Source organism: uncultured Rhodospira sp., assembly GCF_937138205.1.
In the GTDB taxonomy this organism is placed as follows: Bacteria; Pseudomonadota; Alphaproteobacteria; order Rhodospirillales; family Rhodospirillaceae; genus Rhodospira.
Genome location: NZ_CAKZOT010000001.1, coordinates 16,675 through 35,676 on the forward strand (window position 1 = coordinate 16,675; position 19,002 = coordinate 35,676).

The following is a 19,002-nucleotide window of genomic DNA, read 5'->3' on the forward strand; positions in this document are numbered from 1 at the left end:
GACCGGAGACATGTCCATGAGCCGCCTGCCCGTCCGCTCGACCGTCCTGACCCTGGCCGCGCTGGGCGCCGCCGCGATGGCCCCGGCCGCCGCCGGCGAGTTGACCCTGTCGCGGCTGACGCCGAACCCCTATGGCGTGGTGGAAGAGCTGTACGGCCTGTCCGGGCCGGTGCTGGACGGCGCTCCGGTCACGTTGACGGCGCCAGAGGGCTTGGCCTTTCCGGCCGCGACACTGGGCGAAGGCGAGGCCCGCGATCTTCGCATCCTGCATTTCAACGACCTGCACAACTACCTGACCAAGCCGCACGGCAAGAAGGGCGATACGCATGTGTTCGCCCAGATGGTCAGGATCGCGGCCGAGACCCGCGCCACCGCCGAGGCCGATGACATCGTGCTGTTCCTGTCGGCCGGCGATGACCACACCGGTGGTGTGTTCGACGAGCTGACCGGCTTCACGCCCGAGGACTTCGTGGTCGATCCGGCCTACACCGCCTATACGGTCGCGGGGGTCGATGCCACCGTGTTGGGCAACCACGAATTCGACCGCGGCACCGAGATGCTCGCCACCTGGATCGAAAGCGCGCCGCTGCTGCCGGTGGTCTCCGCCAACACCGTCGGCAGCCCGCATGTCGACAACGGCGGGCACTACTTCCCCGCCCTGATCGCCGTCGCCAAGGGCCTGCGCATCGGCATCCTGGGCCTGACCACGGCCGAGGACACCCGCCTGGGCACGCCGGAGAACCCCGGCCTGGAGATCGAAAGCCCGCTTGAGACGGTCGAGGCGCTGCTGCCCGCCCTGGCGGACAAGACCGACGTGGTCATCCTGCTGACGCACCTGGGGTATGGCGCCGGGTCGGATGCCTCCGGCAAGGCCGGGGCCATGCGCCGCATCGGCGAGGGCGACAGCGCGGTGGCCGAGCTGGCCGGCTCACTGGTCGACAGCCCGGTGGTGCTGGTGGGCGGCCATACCCACACGGTCCTGAACGCCGACGGCCTGGAAGAGGTGTTCGGCGGCGTGCCGGTGCTGCAGGCCGGTGGCCACGGCAGCCATCTGGGTGAGTTCCGGGTTTCCCTGACCGGCACGGGCGCGGGCGCCAGCGCCGGGGACATGACGGCCCGCCTGCACGCCCTGAAGAAAAGCGATGTGCGCGTGGCGGCCGACGACCCGAAATACGCCACCCTGCAACAGGACGGCGACTGGGACGCCGGGTTCGAGCGGCTGGTCATCGACCCCCTGCGCGCCCGCCTGGATCTGGTGCTGCAAGAGCAGATCGCGACCATCGACGCCACCGACGCCATCGGCACCGAGGCGACCGTCGCCAATCGCTATATCGGCGAGACGGCCATCGCCAACCTCATGAATGATTTGCTGGTGGCCCGCACCGAAAGCTACCCCGACGGCGCGGTGGACATCGCCGCCTTCAACGCCACCGGGCTGGTTCAGGGCGTTCCGGCATCGGGGCCGCTGACGTTCGCCGACTGGTTCGGGGTCATGCCGTTCACCGACAGCGTGCAGATTTTCGAGATCACCGGGGCGGACATCCTGGCCATGCTGGACAGCAACGCCAAGCGCATCGTGCGCCCGGCGGAGTTGGAGTCCGGCGCGGTCGATCTGTCCGGCTACGTCAGCCGGGGGTTCCTGCACTTCTCGTCTGGCCTGCGCTACACCCTGGTGCTGAACGAGGACGCCCAGAGCGCCACCGTGCGCGACGTGACCATCAACGGCACGCCGGTCGAAGAGGTCATGGACGAGACCTTCCGCGTCGCCTTCGGCAGCTACATCGGCAACGGCGGCTTCTCGGAGGCCTGGAACGGCAAGACCATCTCCGGCGGCGTGCCGGGCGAGATCGTCGGCTATGACCTGACCGCCCTGCCCAAGCGCGATACCGGCTTCGTCTATCGCAACGAGATCGTGGCCGAAATCCGCGAGGCCGGCACCATCACCCCCGACCTGGGCGCGGCCCTGGACGGCCGCTTGAGCGTCGTCCCCGAGTAGGCTGAACCTAGCCCTGCTCCACAACGGTGGACACCTCCGTTAAGCTCCCTTCGGAGCAAAGAGGTGGAGACCTCCGTCTTCCGATCTCTTGGTCTGATCCCGCTCATCGACCACTGGCACCGCGTCCAGCGGTCTGCATGAACCGCCGTGTACGGAACCGTACGCACGGTAGTGTGGGAGGAGGGGAGCCGCAAGGTCCCCTCCTACCCGATACGACCCTTACGGATCGTCTCTGTGACGGTCCGCTCTGGCTTAGAAGCTCAGACCAACGCCCATCACGACACCGGTCGAATTCCGGTCGTTGTCGTTGCCGTCGATTTCCTCGTCACCATGGTAGATGGCCGCGCCCAGGTTGATGCCCGGGCCGAGGATGTAACGGCCGGAGAAGACAAAGGTGTGCGCGTCAGTGTTGGCGCCGACATCTTCCGAGCTGCCCAGATACTCGAACGCCACGGCGTACGGGCCGTTCGAGTAGCTGGCGCCGGCCGTCCAGGAGTCGAGGGTGTCGTCGGTGTTATCGTAATTCCACTGGCCGTAGGAGCCGCCGACCTCGAAGCCCATGTAGCTGACCGACAGACCGCCGCGCAGCAGGGAGCGGTCGACGGTGGCACCGACCCCGAACATGTACTGATAGGTCATGTCGGCGTGGATGCCGACACCGCTGAACTCGTTGTCGAAGGCCGCACCAACGTGGAAGATGTCCTTGTAGGTGGAGGCGGTGTTGTTCCAATCCTCAAAGGCGCTGTCGTCGTTGTTGGCGCTATCCGGGGCGTAGGCTGTGGCCATGGTGAAGCCGAAGAACGACGGCGTGACGTAGGAGACGCTCAGGTCGTCGGCGGTGTAGTGATTGATGTGGCTGGAAGCGTTCGTATAGTTGGGCCAGTTCCAGTCACGGATCTCGTTCGCGTAGAAGGGACCACCGACGCTCGGTCCATAGTACTGCATCATGCCGACGTGGGTCTGGCGCTGACCGAGCTGCAGGGCGCCGAAGCCGCCGGACATGATGATGGCCTGCTCGTCGGCGTTGCGGTCATTTCGGTCCTCGGCCTCAAGCTGGATGATGGCCTGGACGGTGATGCCGTTGTCCAGGGTGGTCGAGCCGGTGAAGTACAGCTCGGTGTCGGTGGCCATGCCGGTGCTGGCCCACGTCTCACCGCCCTCGTCGTTGACGTCGCCGGCGCCGAAGAAGACTTCCTGCTTGCCGCCGATGCTCAGCTTGATCTTTTCCGCGTGGGCGGTGCCCGCGAAGGCGGCCGCGGCGATCAGGGCCGTCGTGCCGAAAAGGACCTTTTTCATGACTTCTCCTCTCTTGAGACTCCGGTGTTATGACCTCGTGTATCGGTTCCGCAGGGTGCCGTCGGCACCGGATGAACCGGTTACACTCAATCCCGCCTGTCGCGTCGGGTTACAGATTGATGAAGCCATGGTGGGCCTTGGCCCGTCAACGCACCGGTGCCCGAGAACCATGCAATTGACCACAGCGTTGCGTCAGCGCAACACATTGCCTGGGCACGGGTCCTCGCCCCGGAATCGCGGCGGAATTCCGTGATCCGACCAGCCGCCAGAGGCGCGGCATCAGGCCGCCGCGCCATCCCCCAGCAAGCGTTCGACGAGGCGGATCCAATAGGTCGCGCCCAGGGTCAGGATCTCGTCGTTGAAATCGTATTCGGGATTGTGCAGGCCCCGCCGGTCGACTCCGGCGCCGATCCGCGCGTAGCAGCCGGGGCGCTCGCGCAACATGAAGGCGAAATCCTCGCCGCCCAGACAGGGCCGGCCGTCGGCCTCGACCCTGTCCGGTCCGACGATCGAGCGCATGACCTCGACGGCCAGGTCGGTTTCCGCCGCGCTGTTGACGGTGGGCGGATAGCCTCGCTCGTAGTCCAGATTGGCCTGCACGCCATGCGCGGCGGCGATGTGGTGCACGACTGCGCCCATGCGCTCTTCCAGCGTATCGCGCACGGTCTCGCTCAGGGCGCGGGCCGTGCCGCCCAGCACCATGGTGCTCGGCAGCACGTTGAACGCCTCGCCGCCGTGCAGGGTGGTCACCGAGATGACGCCGGCGTCCACTGGATCCAGCGCGCGAGAGACGACGGTCTGCAACGCCCCCACCAGCGCGCCAGCGGCGACGACGACGTCCGAGCCCAGGTGCGGCATGGCGGCGTGCGTGCCCTGGCCGGTCAGGGTGATCTGGAAGGAATCGGTGGCCGCCAGGATGGGACCCGGCCGGACATCGAAACGGCCGACTTCGACGCCGGGCCAGTTGTGCAGGCCCCACACCGATTCGACCGGGAACCGCTCGAACAGGCCGTCCTCGATCATCCGGCGCGCGCCGGCCGCGCCTTCCTCGGCGGGCTGGAAGATCAGGTGGACGGTGCCGGCGAAGTCGGGTGCCTCGGCCAACGCCCTGGCCGCGCCCAGCAGCATGGCGGTGTGGCCATCGTGACCGCAGCCGTGCATCCGGCCCTCGTTTTGAGAGCGGTGGCCGAAGGTGTTGGCCTCGGTCATGGGCAGCGCGTCCATGTCGGCGCGCAGGGCGATGGCCCGGTTGCCGGGCCGGCGGCCGCGCACGGTGCCGACCACGCCGGTCCCGGCCAGCCCGGTGTGCACCTCGATTCCCCAGGCGGCCAGCTTCTCGGCGACGATGCCGCTGGTGCGCACCTCCTCGTAGGCGATCTCCGGGTGGGCGTGGAAGTCGCGCCGCCAGTCCTGCATCTCGCCCCGCAAGGCCTCGATGCGGTCGATCGGTCCCGTGTACGTCATGCAACACTCTCCGTGGCTCTCGGGTTCAGGTTGGGCTTCATGCAACACACATGAGGCGCCGACCCGGCGCAGAGAAGAGCCACACCGGACTCGCGGCGATCAACGGGGCGTCAGGCCATGCCCTGGCGGCCGATGGCCAGGAAGCGGGCGCGGCGGCGCGCCCGCACCTGCTCGCCGGACAGGGACAGCAGGGCCTCAAGATGGCGCTCCAGGGCCGCCCCAACTGCGTCGATGGCGGTTTCCGGATCGCGGTGGGCACCGCCGAGGGGTTCCTTCACCACCTCCTCGATCACCCCCAGGGACTCCAGGTCCTGCGCCGTCAGCTTGAGCGCGTCGGCCGCGTCCTGGGCCTTGTCGCCGCTGCGCCACAGAATGGAGGCACAGCCCTCCGGCGAGATCACGGAGTAGATGGCGTGTTCCAGCATCAGCACCACGTTGCCGGCGGCCAGGGCGATGGCGCCGCCGGAGCCACCCTCGCCGATGATGCACGCCAGCAACGGCACGCGCAGGTCAAGGCAGGTCTCGGTGGCCCGCGCGATGGCCTCGGCCTGGCCCCGCTCCTCGGCGCCCTTGCCGGGGAACGCGCCGGCCGTGTCCACCAGCGACAGCACCGGCAGGCCGAAGCGCTCCGCCAGCCGCATGAGCCGTTGCGCCTTGCGGTAGCCCTCGGGCCGGGGCATTCCGAAATTGTGCTGCACCCGGCTTTCGGTGTCGTGCCCCTTCTCCTGGCCGATCACCACCACTGCCTGCCCGCGAAAGCGGCCCAGGCCGCCGATGATGGCCTGATCCTCGGCAAAGGCGCGATCGCCGGCCAGCGGTGTGAAGTCGTCGATCAGGCGCTCGATGTAGTGGCGGCAGTGCGGCCGGTCCGGGTGGCGCGCGACGTGCGTCTTCTGCCACGGGGTGAGCTTCGCATACGTGGCATGGAGTTGGCGCTCCACCTTCTGCTGCAGGCGCGCCACTTCCTCGACGATGTTCATGCCGTCGGCGTCGTCGCCCAGATGGCGCAGTTCGGCGATCTTGCCTTCAAGCTCGGCGATGGGGCGTTCGAAATCCAGGAAGCGCATGGGCGGGTCCGTTGGGGGACGCTCTGCCGTCGCACATCAGCCTGTGAGGCGCGGCAGGCGGGTCCCCGTGTTGTGAGGGGCGCCATGAGAGGCACTGGCGATCGCGTCGTCTAGCACGGGCGCCGCCGGCCCCGAAACCAGAATCCGCGAAGGCGCTCAAAGGGCGTGTGGGTCAGACGGAGGCACCAACCGGCAGGCGCGTCGAGACGGTCGCCACCGGCCCTTCGGCGCGCGCGGTGCGCGCCCGGCCGGAGCCCGACGGCTGGACCTCGGCCGTCGCGGCGGCGCCTTCAACCGGCGCGCAATGCGCGTTCAGGATCCCGCCGACGACCATGGACAACGTCCGGTAGGCGACGTCACCATCCATGCGTCCGGTCGACTCGATCGCCACGCGGTCGGACTCAAGATGCCCGTCGATGTGCCCGGCGATCCCCGCCGAGACCGCCCGTACGTGCCCTTCGATGCTGGCGTCGCGCGCCACGACCAGCTCGCGGACACTGACCGCGCCCTCGACGTGTCCGAACACGTCGAGATCACCTTTGCTTGTGACCTCCCCGCTCACGCGCAGGTCGGCGGCAAACACTGATTTTTTCATGGCCATCCCGCCGGTGGTGGTGAGGCCAAGTCTAACGAAAGGCCGGGGGCTTGAACAGGGTGCACGCCGCCTTCGGCGCGCCACCGTCCCAGGGGATGGGCCTAATTTCACGAAACGGGAACAAGACCAAGCGATTACGCGGATCCACCGCCGTTCCTGATCATCGACAGGAACTCGCGGCGCGTGTCGGAGCAGGACCGGAACGCGCCCAACATGCGGCTGGTGACCATGGTCACCCCGGGCTTATGCACGCCACGCGTGGTCATGCACTGGTGCGCGGCCTCCATCACGACGGCCACGCCTTTCGGCTGCAGCACGTCATTGATCGTGTTCGCGACCTGGGCGGTCAGTTTCTCCTGAATCTGAAGACGTTTCGCGTAGGCATCGACGACTCGCGCCAGCTTCGAGATGCCGACCACGCGGCTGTCCGGAAGATACCCCACGTGCGCCGTGCCGATGATCGGCACCATGTGGTGCTCGCAGTACGACTCGAAGCGGATGTCGCGCAGCACGACCATCTCGTCGTAGCCGTCGACCTCCTCAAACGTGCGGCGCAGGATGTCCTCGGGGTCCTCGCCGTATCCGGAAAAGAACTCCTCGTACGCCGCCGCCACGCGCCGGGGCGTGTCCCGCAGCCCTTCCCGGCCGGGATCGTCCCCGGCCCATTGCAGCAGCGTGCGCACGGCCTGCTCGGCCTCGTCACGGCTGGGGCGTTCCGAGTCCGGACGCGCGGGCGCGGCGGAGGCCCGGTCGGCGGAGCCGCGAGGTCCGGCCGTGTCGCGGACCACGGAGGCGGGACGGTCGAGCGGCATGGCGGTCAGTCCTCCTGTTGTGATGGGACCCGAAGGGGCAATCCGTTGTCATACGACCGAACACCGCGCGCGGTTCATGTCCGGCCCGTAGGCCCGCAATCCCAGGGCCGTTGGTTCACGTATGGGCGCCCGACGGGGCCGACAAGAGGCGCGCCGCCGCCTCCATCACGGCTCGAAGACGATCTGAACCCAATCGCTGTTGAATCGCGTCACGCCGTATTCGATCGGCCGGCCATCCGGATCAACGTCGACGCCTTCGGTCACCAGGATCGGCCGCGTGCGCGGCTGCCCGAGCAACTCCGCCTCGCGCCCCGACGGCATCCGCGCCGCCACGCGCGTCCACTTCCTGCGGTAGTCCGGAACGCCGAGGCGGCGCAGGGCAAGGGTGACCGATTCATCCGCGCGAATGGCCTCGGCGATGTCCGGAAATCGTTCCACACTGAAGAAGTGTTCGCTCTGGCTGATCCGCTGCCCATCCAGATCGCCGACCATGACCACGCACGTGACCGGCGCGCCCAGGTCGATGTCCAGGGCCTCCGCCATGGCCGCCGTCGCCGCCACCTGGCTGCTGTCCACGTAGGACCGCTGCGCCACCCTGTTCGCGCCGACGATGTTTTCGGTGAAGCGTGTGCGAACCGAAACCCGATAGGCCAGCACCTGCTCCTGCACGAACGTGCCGCGCCCCTGCTCGACGCGGATCTGGCCCCGTTCCTCCATGCCGGCCAGGGCGCGGCGGACGGTGTGGCGGTTGACTCCGAATTGCGCGGAGAGTTGGGCCTCGGTGGGGAGACGGTCGCCCGGCTTCAGCGTCCCGTCCGAAATCTGGCGTTCAAGATGGATCTGGACCTGTCGCCACAGGGCGACGCCGCTCCGGCGCGGCAGCACCATGACATGACCTCCGACAGTGTCCCGGCCCCGGCATTCCAAACGGACCGGTCCGGTGTTCAAAACGTGCTCAACAAAAGTTTCACCGAGCCGCCCTTGCGGGTCGGTCCCGGCGATTTTACAGTAAAGAATATTGAACTGGATGTCTATACCAATTGGCTAGGTCATCCGTCAGGTGCGCTCAAAGCGCGGACGATGGCCCACCCCAGGCACGGAGGCAAACCGCGCATGGCGGACACATCGGATCCCGGCGATCCGCCGCCCCCCGGCGGAACCGCCGTCGAGACCGCCACCGAAACCGAGGCGCGACGACGCTGGATGGCCGCGCTGGCGCGGGCGCCGCGCGCGCATCTGGAGTCCGCGTGGCGGGATCTGCTGGACCCCGCGCCGCCGGTGACGCCGCTGCGGCCGGCAGAGATCGGCACCGCCATGGTCCAGGCCCGGGCCGGCGGCACCGGCGCCCGGTTCCACCTGGGCGAAATGACCGTCACCCGCTGTTCCGTGACCGTCCCGGCCCGCGACGGAACACCCCTGGTCGGACACGCCTACGTGGCCGGGCGGGATCGCCGCCACGCCGACCTGGCCGCCCGCTTCGACGCCCTGATGCAGGACCCGGCGCGCCGCGACGCCCTCGAATCGGCGCTGATCGCTCCCCTGCTGGAGGACCAGGCCGCCGCCCGTCGCGGCACGCGCCAACGCGCCGCCGCCTCGCGCGTCGATTTCTTCACGCTGATGCGGGGAGACTAGCCGATGCTCGACAAACCGGCCACCGCGCCCGACGACATCCCGCTGCCGGGTCTCGCCGATCCGGTCCATGACGCGCAGAGGCTGTTCCGTGCGGCGCTGAACGCGCTCAGCCGCCCGGGGACCATCGAGCCGCTGCCCGTTCCGGTCGCCGCGCCGCCCCCGCTCAACGCCTGGGCCGGCGCGCTGGCCCTGACCCTGATCGACGGCTCCACGCCGGTCTGGCTGGACGCCCCCCTGGACACGCCCGCCGTCCGCACCTGGCTGCGGTTTCATTGCGGCTGCCGATTGGTGGACGCGCCGCAGGCAGCCGCCTTCGCCCTGGTCGGGGACGGTGCCGCGCTGGCCGACCTGTCCGTCTTCGCCCTCGGCCCGCCGGAATACCCCTGTTATTCGGCCACCGTCGTTGTCCAGGTCACCGGACTGGCGACGGGACAGGCGGGCCGGCGGCTCACCGGCCCCGGCATCGCCGACGAAGCGCGCCTGGAGGTATCCGGGCTGGCGGATGGATTCTGGCGGGCGCTGGCCGACAACGGCGCGCTCTACCCGGAGGGCGTGGACGTCTTCCTGGCGGCACCCGACGCTCTTGCGGGCCTGCCGCGCTCCGTGATGGTGGAGGACTGAGCCGATGTACGTGGCCGTGAAAGGTGGAGAAGCCGCCATCGACGCCGCGCACCGCGATCTGGCGGCCCTGCGGCGCGGCGATGCCGCCGTGCCCGCCCTGACCGTCGCCCAGATCCGGGAACAGATGGGGCTGGCCGTCGCCCGCGTGATGGCCGAGGGCTCGCTGTACGACCCCGATCTGGCCGCCCTGGCCATCAAACAGGCGTGGGGCGACGTGCCGGAGGCGATCTTCCTGCTGCGCGCCTATCGCACCACACTGCCCCGGCTGGCCACCACCGCGCCGATCGACACCACCCGCATGGTGGTGCGCCGACGCGTCTCGGCCACGTTCAAGGACCTGCCGGGCGGGCAGGTGCTGGGGCCGACCTTCGACTACACCCACCGCCTGCTGGACTTCGCGCTGGCGGCCGAGGGAGAGACCGAGCCCGAGGCCCCGCCGGCCGCCGACCAACCGCTCGACGAGACCCTGCCGCGCGTCGCCGACATCCTGGGCGACGAAGGATTGATCGAGCCGGAACAGCCGCCGGCGGACGACGGCGCTGGCCCGGTCGGCGATCTGACGCGCGACCCGGTCACCTACCCGGCCGACCGCGACATCCGGCTGCAGGCGCTGGCCCGGGGCGACGAGGGGTTCCTGTTGTCGCTGGCCTACTCGACCCAGCGCGGCCACGGCGGCAATCACCCCTTCGCCGGCGAGATCCGCATGGGCGAGGTGGAGGTGGAGATCGTCCCGGAGGAGTTGGGCTTTCCCGTCTCGATTGGCGACATCACCGTCTCGGAATGCCAGATGATCAACCAGTTCAAGGGCAGCAAGGCGGTGCCGCCCCAGTTCACGCGCGGCTACGGCCTGACGCTCGGCTACAACGAGCGCAAGGTCATGGCCATGGCGCTGGTGGACCGCGCCCTGCGCCACCGCGAACTGGACGAGGAGGCCACGGCCCCCGCCCAGGATGACGAGTTCGTGCTGTCCCACGCCGACGTGGTCGAGGCCAGCGGCTTCGTCCAGCACCTGAAGCTGCCCCACTACGTCGATTTCCAGGCCGAACTGGACCTTGTCCGCCGGCTGCGCCGGGCCGCCGACTCCGACGAGACCGCCGGGGAGCCCCCCCAGGAGGACACATGACCGCGCCCGACCCCGGAGTCACCTTCGGCTACCTGGACGAACAGACGAAACGCATGATCCGCCGCGCCATCCTGAAGGCCGTGGCCATCCCCGGGTATCAGGTGCCGTTCGCCGGCCGCGAGATGCCGCTGCCCTACGGCTGGGGCACCGGCGGCATTCAGGTCACGGCCAGCGTCATCGGCGGCGACGATGTGCTCAAGGTCATCGACCAGGGCGCCGACGACACCACCAATGCCGTCTCCATCCGCCGCTTCTTTCGCCGCGTGACCGGTGTTGCCACCACCGAACACACGACCGAGGCGACGTTGATCCAGACCCGCCACCGGGTACCGGAAACGCCGCTGCGCGCGGGCCAGATTCTCATCTATCAGGTGCCGATCCCGGAGCCCTTGCGGCGCATGGAGCCGCGCGAGACCGAAACCCGCAAGATGCACGCCCTGTCCGACTACGGCGTGATGCACGTCAAGCTGTACGAGGACATCGCCCAGCACGGCTGCATCTCGACGTCCTATGACTATCCGGTGCGGGTCAACGGCCGCCACGTCATGGCGCCGTCGCCGATCCCCAAGTTCGACAACCCGAAGATGCACGACGCGCCGTTCCTCCAGCTCTTCGGCGCCGGCCGCGAGAAGCGGATCTACGCCCTGCCGCCTTACACCTCGGTCGTCAGCCTCGATTTCGAGGACCACCCCTTTACGGTGCAGGCCTGGGACCGCGTCTGCGACCTGTGCGGCGCCACCGACAGCTATCTGGACGAGGTCGTCACCGACGACCGGGGCGGACGCCTGTTCGTCTGCTCCGACAGCGACTATTGCACCGGGCGCCGGGCCGCCGGCCATCGCGGTCCCATGGCCGCCACGGCGGCGGGCGAGGCGCTGTCCGACGCCATGGCGGCGGTCGGCCGCGAAGACGGGGAGGCCCGCCCATGACCGCGGCCCTGGCCCATGCCCCCACCGCCCAGGCCGACCCGCATCCGCTGCTGGACGTCTCCGGCTTGGCCAAATGGTACGGTCCCCACCTGGGATGCCGGGACGTTGCGTTCACCCTGTACCCGGGCGAGGTGATGGGGGTGGTCGGCGAGTCCGGGTCCGGCAAGACGACCCTGCTGGGCTGCCTCTCGGGTGGTTTGGAGCCCAGCGCCGGCCGCGTGACCTATCACAGCGAGCGCTGGGGGGCGGTGGACATTCACGCTCTGCCGGAGGGCCGCCGCCGCCTGCTGATGCGCACCGAGTGGGGCTTCGTGCGGCAGAACCCGCGCGACGGCCTGCGCATGGGGGTCTCGGCCGGGGCCAACATCGGTGAGCGCCCCATGGCCGTCGGCGACCGGCACTATGGCCGGATTCGCGCCCAGGCGCTGGACTGGCTGAAGCAGGTGGAGATCGACCAGACCCGGCTCGATGATCGGCCGGCCCAGTTCTCCGGCGGTATGCAGCAACGCCTGCAAATCGCCCGCGTGCTGGTCAACGGCCCGCGTCTGGTGTTCATGGACGAGCCCACCGGCGGCCTGGACGTCTCGGTGCAGGCGCGGCTGCTCGACCTGCTGCGCGACTTGGTGGCGCGGTTGGGGCTGGCGGCGGTCATCGTCACCCACGACCTGGCCGTGGCGCGGCTGCTGGCCCACCGGTTGATGGTGATGAAGGACGGCCGCGTGGTCGAGGAGGGCCTGACCGACCAGGTGCTCGACGATCCGCACCATCCGTACACCCAGTTGCTTGTCTCATCGGTGTTGCAGGCATGACAGACCCCACCCAGTCCCCCCGCCCCATGATCCGTGTCGAGGGCCTGTCCAAGGCCTTTGTCCTGCACACCCAAGGCGGCGCGCGCATCCCGGTGTTCGACGGCCTCGACCTGACCGCCCATGCCGGCGAGTGCGTGGCCCTGCACGGCCCCTCGGGCGCCGGCAAGTCGACGCTGCTGCGCGCGCTGTACGCCAACTACCGCCCCGGCGCCGGCCACGTCTGGGTGCGCCACGGCGAGACATGGGTGGACATGGTGACCGCTCCGCCCCGGGTGGTGATCGACGTGCGCCGCCGCACCATGGGCCATGTGAGCCAGTTCCTGCGCGTCATCCCGCGTGTGCCGGCGCTTGACGTGGTGGCCGAGCCGCTGGTGGTGCTGGGCGAGAGCCAGGAGCAGGCCCGCCGGCGCGCCGGTGCCCTGCTGACCCGATTGAACATCCCCGAGCGGCTGTGGTCGCTGGCCCCGGCCACGTTCTCCGGCGGCGAGCAGCAACGAGTCAACGTGGCCCGGGGGTTCATCGCCCCTGTCCCCGTTCTGTTGCTTGACGAACCGACGGCCTCGCTCGACAAGGACAACCGGGACGTCGTGGTCGCCTTGATCCGGGAGGCGCGCGACGCCGGCGCCGCCGTGGTCGGCATTTTTCATGACGCCACGGTGCGCGAGGCGGTCTGCGACCGCCTGTTCACCCTCGATGTCCGGACCGAGGCCGCCTGAGCATGACCGACGAACTGATTTTGACCAACGCCCGCGTCGTCACCCCGGACGCCGTGCTGTCCGGCGGCACCGTGGTGGTGCGCGACGGCAAGGTGGCCGCGGTGGACGCGGGCCGCTCGGCCGCCGCCGGCGCCATCGACCTGGAGGACGACTACCTGCTGCCCGGCCTGGTCGAGATGCACACCGACCACATGGAAAAGCACTTCCAGCCGAGGCCCAAGGTCATGTGGCCGTCGCCGCTGGCCGCCGTCATGGCCCACGACGCCCAGATCGCCACCGCCGGCATCACCACCGTGTTCGACGCCATTTCCTGTGGCCAGTACGAGGACGGCACCATGCGCCGGCAGATGCTGGCCGACCAGATCGCCGCCGTGAAGCACGCCCGCGCCGAGGGCGTGCTGCGCGCCGATCACTGGCTGCACCTGCGCTGCGAGGTGTGCGACCCCTGCGTGGTGGAGATCTTCGAGCCCTACCGCGCCGACCGGCTGGTCAGGCTGGTGTCGCTGATGGATCACACGCCCGGCCAGCGGCAGTGGTCGGACGTCTCCAAGCTGCGCCAGTTCGACAGCGACAAGGGCTGGACCGACGCCCAGTTCGATGCCCGCGTGCAGCAACGCCTCGCCGATCAGGAGCGCTACGCCCACAAGCACCGGGACCATATCCTGGCCATGGTACGCGAACGCGGCGACATCGTCCTGGCCACCCACGACGACACGACCGAGACGCATGTGGACGAGGCGCTGGCGGAAGGCGCCGCCATCGCCGAGTTCCCCACCACCTACACGGCCGCCGCCAAGGCCCACGCCGCCGGCATGAAGACCATCCTAGGCGCGCCCAATGTGGTGCGCGGCGGTTCGCATTCCGGCAACGTCTCGGCCATCGATCTGGCCGAGGGCGGGATTCTCGACGGCCTGTCGTCGGACTACGTGCCGTCCAGCCTGGTGCAGGCGGCCTTCCACCTCGCCGATCTCATCGACATGCCCCTGCCGGCCAGCGTCGCCCTGGTCAGCGCCAATGTCGCCGACATGGTCGGCCTGCCCGACCGGGGCCGCATCGCCGTGGGCCAGAAGGCCGATCTGGTGCGGGTGACGCGGGTCGACGGCGTGCCCCTGCCGCGCGAGGTCTGGCGCGACGGCCGGCGGGTGTGCTAAGGGCCTTGGCCATCATGAGCACCTCGCGATACGCCCTGTACTACGCACCACCCGAGGGATCGGCGCTGGAGGATCTGGCCCGCCGTTGGCTGGGACGGGACGCCGTCACCGGCGAACCGGTCCCGCGCCTCAAAAGCCCCGGTCTCAAGCCGGCCCGGGCCGAGGCCCTGACCGAAAGCCCGCGCTTCTACGGCTTCCACGGCACCCTGAAGGCGCCGTTCGCGCTGGCCGAAGGATGCACGGCGGACGACCTGCTGGCCGCCGTCGATGCCTTCGCCGCCACGCGCGCCCCTTTCACCCTGCCGCCGCTGGTGGTCGCGCCGCTGGGCGGGTTCATCGCCCTGGTGCCGTCCGCGTCTTCGCCCGCGCTAGACGACTTGGCGCAGGCCTGCGTGCAGGTGTTCGACCCGTTCCGCGCCCCGCCCACCGAGGACGACCTGACCAGGCGCCGCGCGGCCGGCCTGACGGCCGGACAGCAGGCGATGCTGGACCGCTGGGGCTATCCCTATGTGATGGAGGAATTCCGGTTCCACCTGACGCTGACCGGCCGGATCAAGGACGACGGCGAACGGGCGGCGGCGATCGAAACCCTGCGGTACGTGTTCGGCCCGGTCCTCGGCGCGCCGGTGCCGGTGGTCGACCTCGCGGTGTTCCACCAGCCCGATCGGGAAACGCCCTTCCGCATGGTGCGCCGGGCACCGTTTTCAGGACCCAGCTAACATCGCTCGACCGAAGCGGTGCCTCGTTACGACTCGCCGGGCTGGGACGGCCCGCTTTCCGTCTGGATCGGATGGTTGTGGACGCCCAACCCCGCCCGGTTGGTGCCGGCCTCGGTCCGTTCGACCGTCAGCAACGACCCGGTGGCCAGGGCGATCCGCTGGGCGACCGCCAACTGGTCGAGATTATTCGACCGCCGCCCCCTCCCCTCTCCCTCCACGCGCAGGGGCTGCCCCGACAGCAGGCGCAAGCGAAGGTCGTCCGCCATCGGCGGCCCGCTGTCCTCGACGACAAACAGCACCGTGTCGAGGAACCCCTGCGGCTTGCTGACCGACAGGGTGACGGGGCTGCCTTTTGGGCTGTTGGCCAGCGCGTACCGGGTCAACGCGGCGACGGCCTGCTTGATCAGGAACGGGTCGAAGCGGCCACGTACATCGCCAAGCAAACCGGCCAGAACCAGTTCGTTGTCGGGGTGCGGATGCAGCGCCACCATGACGCTGGCGACCTCGACCAGCACGTCCTGGGCCTCGACCGTCCGCGGTTTCGGGTCCAGGGCACCGTGCGTGTCGCCCAGGGCCGCCACCGTTTGCGACAGGACACGGCTGAGTTCGCGGGCGCTGGTCTCATCTCCGACGACGTCGCCCGCGAAAACATCCCCGTCCAGGCTGGGCGGCAGACGCGCGGCCAAGCCTTCACTGAACCCGAGGATGGCATTGAACGGCGTACGGATGTCGTGCGACCGGCCGGCGCCCGCGCCCGGCGCCCGGCTCAACGCGGCTTCCAGGACGCGCTGACCGCCGATCGGCACATCGACACAGAACAGCCGCGGCGCGCCCGACTCGTCCGGCAGGGAGAGATGGTTGGAGTGCACCTCAATCAGGTGGCCGTCGCGGTGCTTCAGGTGAATTTCTCCGCCGCCTGGCGGCGGTCCCCCGGCGAGCCAGCGGTCGATTTCCTGGATCACGGCGTCCTGGAGCGCCTCCGGAATGATCAGATCCTCCAGGCGCCGGCCCAGGGCCTCGGCGCGGGCGAATCCGTACAGCGCCTCGCTGGCGTCGTTCCAGTAGAAGACTCGGCGCTCGGCGTCGTAACCCTGGATGGCCACGCCTTCCACGGCGTCGAAGAGGCTTGTCGGACCATCGGCCATGTGGGCGATCCACCACGGTGCCCAGCGCCTGGGCGGACGGTTTCCCCGCCCCCCGGCACCCGGAAATCGAACGGGATCCCATAGTCTCGGTTTTGGCCCGACGGCGCAACAAGCATTCGGGCTAAGGCGCGCCAGCGGGTTCAGGCCGGCGCCCCCAACGCCGCCGCCATCAGCGCCCGGGTGTAGTCCCGCTTCGGTGCGTCCAGAATCTCGGCGGCCGGGCCGGCCTCGACCACCACGCCGTCCTTCATGACCAGGATGTCGTCGGCCAGCGCCCGCACCACGCGCAAATCGTGGCTGATGAACAGATAGCCCAGCCGGTGGCGGTCCTGGATGTCGCGCAGCAGGTCCACGATCTGCGCCTGCACCGACACATCCAGCGCGCTCGTGGGCTCGTCCAGCACCAGAAAGCGCGGCTTCAGGGCCAGTGCCCGGGCGATGGCCACGCGCTGGCGCTGCCCGCCGGAGAATTCGTGCGGGTAGCGATGACGGCTGTCCGGGTCCAGGCCCACCTCGCGCAGGGCCTCGATCACCACGGCCTCGCGCGCGGCCTTGTCGCCGACGCGGTGGACCTCCAGCCCCTCGCCGACGATCTGGCCGATCGACAGGCGCGGGCTGAGCGAGCCGAACGGATCCTGGAACACCACCTGCATCCGCCGCCGCAGGGGGCGCAGGGCGCGCGACTTCAGGCCGTCGATGCGGCCGGCCTCGAAGGTGATCGGCCCGTCGGAGGAGATCAGGCGCAGCAGCGCGAGCCCCAGCGTGGTCTTGCCGGAGCCGCTTTCACCCACCACGCCGACCGTGTGGCCCTCCTTCACGGCCAGGGTGACGCCGTCCACGGCCTTCACATGGCCGACGGTGCGGCGGATCACCCCCTTCTTGATGGGGAAGTGGACCTTCAGGCCAGTGGTCTCGACCACCGTTTCGGCATCGGCCGGCGGCGGCCGGGCCGCGCCCTTGGGTTCGGCGGCCATCAGCGCCCGGGTGTAGGGATGTTCCGGGCGGTCGAACAGATCGGCGACGGGGGCGTGCTCGACGATGCGGCCGTTCTGCATCACGCACACACGGTCGGCGATCCGCCGCACGATCGACAGATCGTGGGTGATGAACAGCATGGCCATGCCGAAGCGGTCGCGCAGATCGGCCAGCAGGTCGAGAATCTGCGCCTGGATGGTCACGTCCAGCGCCGTGGTGGGTTCGTCGGCGATCAGCAGGTCGGGCTCGTTGGCCAGGGCCATGGCGATCATCACCCGCTGGCGCTGCCCGCCCGAGAGCTCATGCGGCAGGGCGCCCAGGCGATCCGCCGCCTCCGGCAGCCCCACCAGCGACAGCAATTCCAGGATCCGCGCCCGCGCCGCCTGCCCGGTCAGGCCCTTGTGGACGGCCAGGATCTCGCCGATCTGCTTTTCGATGGAATGCAGCGGGTTCAGCGAGGTCATGGGCTCCTGAAAGATCATGGCCGCCGTGCCGCCGCGCATCCGGCGCAGGGTGGCGTCCGGCGCCGCCATCATCTCCGTCCCCGCCAGCCGGATCGACCCGGACGGGTGATGGGCGACGGGATAGGGCAACAGGCGCAGCACCGACAGCGCCGAGACCGACTTGCCGGAGCCGCTCTCACCCACCAGGGCCAGGGTCTCGCCGCGCCGGATGGAGAACGACACGCCCTTGACGGCCTCCACCGCGCGCGGCGGCTGGCCGAAGGTCACCGACAGATCGTTCACCTCCAGGACCGTTTCGCCCGCCATCTCAGACCTTCCCCTTGCGCGGGTCGAAGGCGTCACGCACCGCCTCGCCGATGAACACCAGAAGAGTGAGCATGACGGCGATCACCATGAAACTGGCGATGCCCAGCCACGGCGCCTGGAGGTTGTCCTTGCCCTGACGCAGCAGTTCGCCCAGCGACGGCGAGCCCGGCGGCAGGCCCAGCCCCAGGAAATCCAGCGAGGTCAGCGCCACCAGCGATCCGGCCAGGATGAACGGCAGGAAGGTCAGTGTCGCCACCATGGCGTTGGGCAGCACATGCTTGGCCATGACGAGGCCGTCCGACATGCCCAGCGCCTTGGCCGCCCGCACGTAATCGAAGTTGCGCGCGCGCAGGAACTCGGCCCGCACCACGCCCACCAGCGCCGTCCACGAGAACAGCATCAGCACGATGAGCAGGGTCCAGAACCCCGGCACCAGCACCGACGAGACAATGATCAGGATGAACAGCTGCGGCAGCCCGGACCAGATCTCGATGAAGCGCTGAAAGAACAGGTCCAGCAGGCCGCCGAAATAGCCCTGCACCGCCCCCGCCGCCACGCCGATCACCGACGACAGCACCGTCAGCGCCAGCCCGAACAGCACGGACAGCCGGAAGCCGTAGATCAGTCGGGCGAGCACATCGCGCCCCTGATCGTCGGTGCCCAGCCAGTTCTCGGCGCTGGGCGGCGCGGGGGCCGGCACCGGCAGGTCCTGGTTGACCGTCTGGTACGAGAACCGCACCGGCGGCCAGACCATGAACCCCTTCGCCTCGATCAGGTCGGCCACGTAAGGGTCGCGATAGGCCGCCGGCGTCGGGAAATCACCGCCGAAGGTGGTTTCCGGGTAGTCCACCATGACAGGGACATAGGGCGCGCCGTCGTACCAGATGAACACGGGCCGGTCGTTGGCGATGAACTCGGCGAACAGGCTGAGCACGAACAGAACCAGGAACAGCCACAGCGACCAGAAGCCGCGCCGGTTGGCGCGGAAGTTGGCCAGCCGGCGCCGCCAGATGGGGTTGAGCCCGCGCCGGGGAGGCGCGTCGCCGGTCTTGGCGCCGGTGTCTGTGGCGGAAAGCGTCGCGCTGTCGGTCATGCGCTGTCAGACCCGTTCCATGGTGTTCGCTTCGTCATTGCGAGCCCGCATCGTCAGATGCGGGCGTGGCAATCCAGGGCGGATGGTGC

General features: G+C 69.3%; 18 protein-coding genes. 9 read left to right on the forward strand and 9 right to left on the reverse strand.

The genetic code is table 11. The features are described 5' to 3' along the window. Positions 1 to 16: 16 nt before the first annotated feature. Positions 17 to 1,996 carry a 5'-nucleotidase C-terminal domain-containing protein gene (locus Q0309_RS00085; RefSeq protein ID WP_299435878.1) on the forward strand — a complete coding sequence of 660 codons (1,980 nt, stop codon included), beginning with the start codon at positions 17 to 19 and terminating at the stop codon, positions 1,994 to 1,996. A gap of 252 nt (positions 1,997 to 2,248) precedes the next feature. On the opposite strand, the gene Q0309_RS00090 is transcribed toward Q0309_RS00085, so the two are convergent. The 6 genes from Q0309_RS00090 to phnF all read right to left on the reverse strand — a co-directional run bounded on the left by Q0309_RS00090 (position 2,249) and on the right by phnF (position 8,118). Further along, complete coding sequence (locus Q0309_RS00090; protein ID WP_299435881.1) at positions 2,249 to 3,292, reverse strand: porin; 1,044 nt, start codon at positions 3,290 to 3,292, stop codon at positions 2,249 to 2,251. Between the two features lie 279 nt (positions 3,293 to 3,571). Continuing rightward, the gene (locus Q0309_RS00095) at positions 3,572 to 4,756 is read right to left on the reverse strand and encodes a M20 aminoacylase family protein (RefSeq protein ID WP_299435884.1); all 1,185 of its coding nucleotides are present in this window, start codon (positions 4,754 to 4,756) and stop codon (positions 3,572 to 3,574) included. A gap of 110 nt (positions 4,757 to 4,866) precedes the next feature. Then, the gene (locus Q0309_RS00100) at positions 4,867 to 5,823 is read right to left on the reverse strand and encodes an acetyl-CoA carboxylase carboxyltransferase subunit alpha (protein ID WP_299435887.1); all 957 of its coding nucleotides are present in this window, start codon (positions 5,821 to 5,823) and stop codon (positions 4,867 to 4,869) included. 172 nt (positions 5,824 to 5,995) lie between these two features. After that, entirely contained in the window at positions 5,996 to 6,418 is a 423-nt protein-coding gene (locus Q0309_RS00105) for a polymer-forming cytoskeletal protein (protein WP_299435890.1), read from the reverse strand. A 134-nt stretch (positions 6,419 to 6,552) separates the two neighbouring features. Then, entirely contained in the window at positions 6,553 to 7,230 is a 678-nt protein-coding gene (gene folE, locus Q0309_RS00110) for a GTP cyclohydrolase I FolE (RefSeq protein WP_299435893.1), read from the reverse strand. Between the two features lie 165 nt (positions 7,231 to 7,395). Then, complete coding sequence (gene phnF, locus Q0309_RS00115) at positions 7,396 to 8,118, reverse strand: phosphonate metabolism transcriptional regulator PhnF (RefSeq protein WP_299435896.1); 723 nt, start codon at positions 8,116 to 8,118, stop codon at positions 7,396 to 7,398. A 225-nt stretch (positions 8,119 to 8,343) separates the two neighbouring features. On the opposite strand from phnF, the gene phnG reads away from it, so the two are divergent. The 8 genes from phnG to Q0309_RS00155 are packed head-to-tail and all read left to right on the forward strand — an operon-like array spanning position 8,344 to position 14,930. Beyond that, entirely contained in the window at positions 8,344 to 8,862 is a 519-nt protein-coding gene (gene phnG, locus Q0309_RS00120; RefSeq protein WP_299435899.1) for a phosphonate C-P lyase system protein PhnG, read from the forward strand. 3 nt (positions 8,863 to 8,865) lie between these two features. Further along, the gene (gene phnH, locus Q0309_RS00125) at positions 8,866 to 9,483 is read left to right on the forward strand and encodes a phosphonate C-P lyase system protein PhnH (protein WP_299435902.1); all 618 of its coding nucleotides are present in this window, start codon (positions 8,866 to 8,868) and stop codon (positions 9,481 to 9,483) included. A 4-nt stretch (positions 9,484 to 9,487) separates the two neighbouring features. Then, entirely contained in the window at positions 9,488 to 10,606 is a 1,119-nt protein-coding gene (locus Q0309_RS00130) for a carbon-phosphorus lyase complex subunit PhnI (RefSeq protein ID WP_299435905.1), read from the forward strand. Further along, positions 10,603 to 11,535, forward strand: coding sequence for an alpha-D-ribose 1-methylphosphonate 5-phosphate C-P-lyase PhnJ (locus Q0309_RS00135; RefSeq protein ID WP_299435908.1), 933 nt, complete (start codon positions 10,603 to 10,605; stop codon positions 11,533 to 11,535). The genes Q0309_RS00130 and Q0309_RS00135 overlap by 4 nt, the downstream gene beginning before the upstream one ends. Further along, positions 11,532 to 12,344, forward strand: a complete 813-nt coding sequence (phnK, locus tag Q0309_RS00140; RefSeq protein WP_299435911.1) for a phosphonate C-P lyase system protein PhnK — start codon at positions 11,532 to 11,534, stop codon at positions 12,342 to 12,344. The genes Q0309_RS00135 and phnK overlap by 4 nt, the downstream gene beginning before the upstream one ends. Further along, on the forward strand, positions 12,341 to 13,060 hold the full coding sequence (phnL, locus tag Q0309_RS00145; RefSeq protein WP_299435914.1) for a phosphonate C-P lyase system protein PhnL: 720 nt from the start codon (positions 12,341 to 12,343) through the stop codon (positions 13,058 to 13,060). Before phnK ends, phnL begins: the two co-directional genes overlap by 4 nt. 2 nt (positions 13,061 to 13,062) lie before the next feature. Continuing rightward, complete coding sequence (locus Q0309_RS00150) at positions 13,063 to 14,211, forward strand: alpha-D-ribose 1-methylphosphonate 5-triphosphate diphosphatase (protein ID WP_299435917.1); 1,149 nt, start codon at positions 13,063 to 13,065, stop codon at positions 14,209 to 14,211. Between the two features lie 14 nt (positions 14,212 to 14,225). Beyond that, positions 14,226 to 14,930 (forward strand): DUF1045 domain-containing protein, encoded by a 705-nt coding sequence (locus tag Q0309_RS00155; RefSeq protein WP_299435920.1) that lies wholly within the window; start codon positions 14,226 to 14,228, stop codon positions 14,928 to 14,930. 26 nt (positions 14,931 to 14,956) lie between these two features. On the opposite strand, the gene Q0309_RS00160 is transcribed toward Q0309_RS00155, so the two are convergent. From Q0309_RS00160 to Q0309_RS00170, 3 genes are all read right to left on the reverse strand, one after another. Next, positions 14,957 to 16,075: a PAS domain S-box protein gene (locus Q0309_RS00160; RefSeq protein ID WP_299435923.1), complete on the reverse strand. Its 1,119-nt coding sequence runs from the start codon at positions 16,073 to 16,075 to the stop codon at positions 14,957 to 14,959. 140 nt (positions 16,076 to 16,215) lie between these two features. After that, positions 16,216 to 17,820: an ABC transporter ATP-binding protein gene (locus Q0309_RS00165; protein WP_299435925.1), complete on the reverse strand. Its 1,605-nt coding sequence runs from the start codon at positions 17,818 to 17,820 to the stop codon at positions 16,216 to 16,218. Position 17,821: 1 nt separating this feature from the next. After that, on the reverse strand, positions 17,822 to 18,913 hold the full coding sequence (locus Q0309_RS00170; RefSeq protein WP_299435927.1) for an ABC transporter permease: 1,092 nt from the start codon (positions 18,911 to 18,913) through the stop codon (positions 17,822 to 17,824). Between the last annotated feature and the right edge of the window lie 89 nt (positions 18,914 to 19,002).

Coding starts and splice junctions, on each gene's coding strand:
- Q0309_RS00085 (WP_299435878.1), top strand. CDS start 17: ATGAGCCGCCTGCCCGTCCGCTCGACCGTCCTGACCCTGGCCGCGCTG.
- Q0309_RS00090 (WP_299435881.1), bottom strand. CDS start 3,292: ATGAAAAAGGTCCTTTTCGGCACGACGGCCCTGATCGCCGCGGCCGCC.
- Q0309_RS00095 (WP_299435884.1), bottom strand. CDS start 4,756: ATGACGTACACGGGACCGATCGACCGCATCGAGGCCTTGCGGGGCGAG.
- Q0309_RS00100 (WP_299435887.1), bottom strand. CDS start 5,823: ATGCGCTTCCTGGATTTCGAACGCCCCATCGCCGAGCTTGAAGGCAAG.
- Q0309_RS00105 (WP_299435890.1), bottom strand. CDS start 6,418: ATGAAAAAATCAGTGTTTGCCGCCGACCTGCGCGTGAGCGGGGAGGTC.
- folE (WP_299435893.1), bottom strand. CDS start 7,230: ATGCCGCTCGACCGTCCCGCCTCCGTGGTCCGCGACACGGCCGGACCT.
- phnF (WP_299435896.1), bottom strand. CDS start 8,118: ATGGTGCTGCCGCGCCGGAGCGGCGTCGCCCTGTGGCGACAGGTCCAG.
- phnG (WP_299435899.1), top strand. CDS start 8,344: ATGGCGGACACATCGGATCCCGGCGATCCGCCGCCCCCCGGCGGAACC.
- phnH (WP_299435902.1), top strand. CDS start 8,866: ATGCTCGACAAACCGGCCACCGCGCCCGACGACATCCCGCTGCCGGGT.
- Q0309_RS00130 (WP_299435905.1), top strand. CDS start 9,488: ATGTACGTGGCCGTGAAAGGTGGAGAAGCCGCCATCGACGCCGCGCAC.
- Q0309_RS00135 (WP_299435908.1), top strand. CDS start 10,603: ATGACCGCGCCCGACCCCGGAGTCACCTTCGGCTACCTGGACGAACAG.
- phnK (WP_299435911.1), top strand. CDS start 11,532: ATGACCGCGGCCCTGGCCCATGCCCCCACCGCCCAGGCCGACCCGCAT.
- phnL (WP_299435914.1), top strand. CDS start 12,341: ATGACAGACCCCACCCAGTCCCCCCGCCCCATGATCCGTGTCGAGGGC.
- Q0309_RS00150 (WP_299435917.1), top strand. CDS start 13,063: ATGACCGACGAACTGATTTTGACCAACGCCCGCGTCGTCACCCCGGAC.
- Q0309_RS00155 (WP_299435920.1), top strand. CDS start 14,226: ATGAGCACCTCGCGATACGCCCTGTACTACGCACCACCCGAGGGATCG.
- Q0309_RS00160 (WP_299435923.1), bottom strand. CDS start 16,075: ATGGCCGATGGTCCGACAAGCCTCTTCGACGCCGTGGAAGGCGTGGCC.
- Q0309_RS00165 (WP_299435925.1), bottom strand. CDS start 17,820: ATGGCGGGCGAAACGGTCCTGGAGGTGAACGATCTGTCGGTGACCTTC.
- Q0309_RS00170 (WP_299435927.1), bottom strand. CDS start 18,913: ATGACCGACAGCGCGACGCTTTCCGCCACAGACACCGGCGCCAAGACC.